Source organism: Streptomyces spongiae (assembly GCF_009377185.1).
Classification (GTDB): domain Bacteria; phylum Actinomycetota; class Actinomycetes; order Streptomycetales; family Streptomycetaceae; genus Streptomyces; species Streptomyces spongiae.
This window is the reverse complement of record NZ_VJZC01000964.1, coordinates 1-2156: the sequence shown is the minus strand read 5'-3', so window position 1 is coordinate 2156 and position 2156 is coordinate 1. Positions and strand designations below refer to the sequence as shown.

The following is a 2156-nucleotide window of genomic DNA, read 5'->3' as shown; positions in this document are numbered from 1 at the left end:
TGTATAAGAGACAGGGGGAGAGGTCGGTTCGATGAGGGACGCGTCTGCCGGGTTGGGGTCCGTGGTCGGCTGCGGGATCGTCGTGGCTGGTCGCGCAGTTCCCCGCGCCCCTATGGGGCGCGCCCCTTTCAGCGGCGCCCCGCGCCTCGGACAGGGGCTCGTCCGATGACCGTCCGCGTACTCCTCGCCGACGACCAGACCCTCGTACGCGCCGCCTTCGCCATGCTCGTGGAGTCGGCGTCGGACATGGAGGTGGTGGGGCAGGCGGGTACCGGCCGGGAGGCCGTGGCGCTGGTCCGGAGCACGCGGGCCGATCTGGTCGTGATGGACCTGCGCATGCCCGACCTGGACGGTATCGAGGCGACCCGGCTGATCGCGGCGGACGAGGACCTGGCCGGCGTCAAGGTGCTCGTCCTCACCACGTACGACACCGACGAGCACGTCGTGGAGGCGCTGCGGGCCGGAGCCTCCGGGTTCCTCGTGAAGGACACGAAACCGGCCGAACTCCTCGACGCCATCCGTACGGTGGCCGCCGGTGAGTCCCTGCTCTCACCCGGTCCGACCGCCCGCCTGATCGCCCGGCTGTTGCGCAGCCCCTCGGCACCGGCCTCGACGGGCGGCCCGGAGTGCCTCTCGGAGCGTGAGCGGGAGGTCCTCGGCCTGGTCGCGCGCGGCCTCAACAACACCGAGATCGCGGAGGCCCTGGGCCTCAGCCCGCTCACCGCGAAGACCCACGTCAGCCGCATCATGGGCAAGCTGGGGGCGCGGGACCGGGCGCAACTGGTGATCGTGGCGTACGAGTCGGGGCTGGTGACGCCGGGCACGACGGCGTGACGCCACGTCAGTCTCAAAAAGCTCACCGTGATGCACCGTGATGCCCCGTCAGTACCCCAGCAGTGCAATCGTGTTGCCCGGCCCCGCCTGAAACCATAGGTTCACCTGGACATCCGACGTCCCATCTCCCGTCCTGTCCTCCGTCTCATCCTCCGTCACATGTCCAGGGGAGCCGCCTTGTCCATCAGGAGTCGTACGGCCGCCTTGTCCGCCGCCGCGGGACTGCTCACCGCCCTCGCCGTCACCGCCGGGGCGGGCCCCGCCGCGGCCGTGCCCCTGCCCCCGCGCGGCTGCACGTCGTCCGTGCCGTACACCGCGGGGCAGGGCGGCTACGACACGTACCGGATCCCGGCGACGATCACCACGCCTGAAGGCGCCGTGCTCGCCTTCGCCGAGGGCAGGCGCAACAGCGCGAGCGACACCGGCAACATCGACGTCGTCCTCAGACGCTCGATCGACGGGGGCTGCACGTGGGGGCCGATGAAGGTGGTGGCGGCGGGCAAGGGGAACACACGGGGCAACCCGGCGCCGGTGGTGGATTCGCGCACGGGCCGCATCGTCCTCGTGACGTCGTACAACAGCGGCGCCGTGACCGAGGCGCAGATCATGCGGGGTGAGGTGACGCCGGAGCAGAGCCGCCGCGTCTTCGTCCAGACGAGCACGAACGACGGCCGCGGCTTCAGCGCTCCGCGCGACATCACGGCGGCCGTGAAACTCCCGGACTGGCGCTGGTACGCGACCGGTCCGGGCCACGCCGTCGCCCTCACGCGAGGCCCGCACGCCGGCCGCCTGGTGATCCCCGCCAACCACTCCACCGCACCGCCCGCCGGTTCCCCGGACACGGGCCAGGAGCCGAGGTACTACGGCGCCCACGCCTTCTACTCCGACGACGGCGGCGCGAGCTGGCGGCTGGGTTTCGTGGACGACTCCTACGACGGCTACGCCAACTCCAACGAGAGCACGGCTGCCGAACTCCCCGACGGGCGGCTGTACTTCAGCTCGCGCGACCAGAACGGGACGAGTGCCGGCAACCGGCTGGACGCGTACTCCGGGGACGGTGCGGCCACGTTGGACCGTCCGTACACGGTTCAGCCCTCCCTGAACGACGTCCCGGTCGTCCAGGGCAGCGTCCTCCAGGTCAGGAACGGTCCGCTCCTCTTCTCCGGGCCCTCCGTCCCGACGGCCCGCCAGTCCATGGCGATCTGGCGCAGCGGGGACGGGGGTGTCACGTTCACGAAGGCCCGCACGCTGTCGACGCAGCGCGCCGCGTACTCCGATCTGGTCCAGCTCGGAGGGAGTCGGGTGGGGGTTCTGTACGAGAC

2 protein-coding genes are annotated in these 2156 nt (G+C 71.2%); both read left to right on the top strand.

What is annotated here, in order from left to right; translation table 11 throughout:
* Window positions 1-165 precede the first annotated feature (165 nt).
* Window positions 166-834 (top strand): response regulator transcription factor, encoded by a 669-nt coding sequence (locus FNH08_RS49200; RefSeq protein WP_152778454.1) that lies wholly within the window; start codon window positions 166-168, stop codon window positions 832-834.
* A gap of 177 nt (window positions 835-1011) precedes the next feature.
* Window positions 1012-2156: sialidase family protein (locus FNH08_RS49195; protein ID WP_228034849.1), on the top strand; the 1145-nt coding region annotated here is incomplete at its 3' end.

Excerpts from the sequence above, each read along its gene's own strand:
- FNH08_RS49200 (WP_152778454.1), top strand. The coding sequence starts at position 166 with ATGACCGTCCGCGTACTCCTCGCCGACGACCAGACCCTCGTACGCGCC.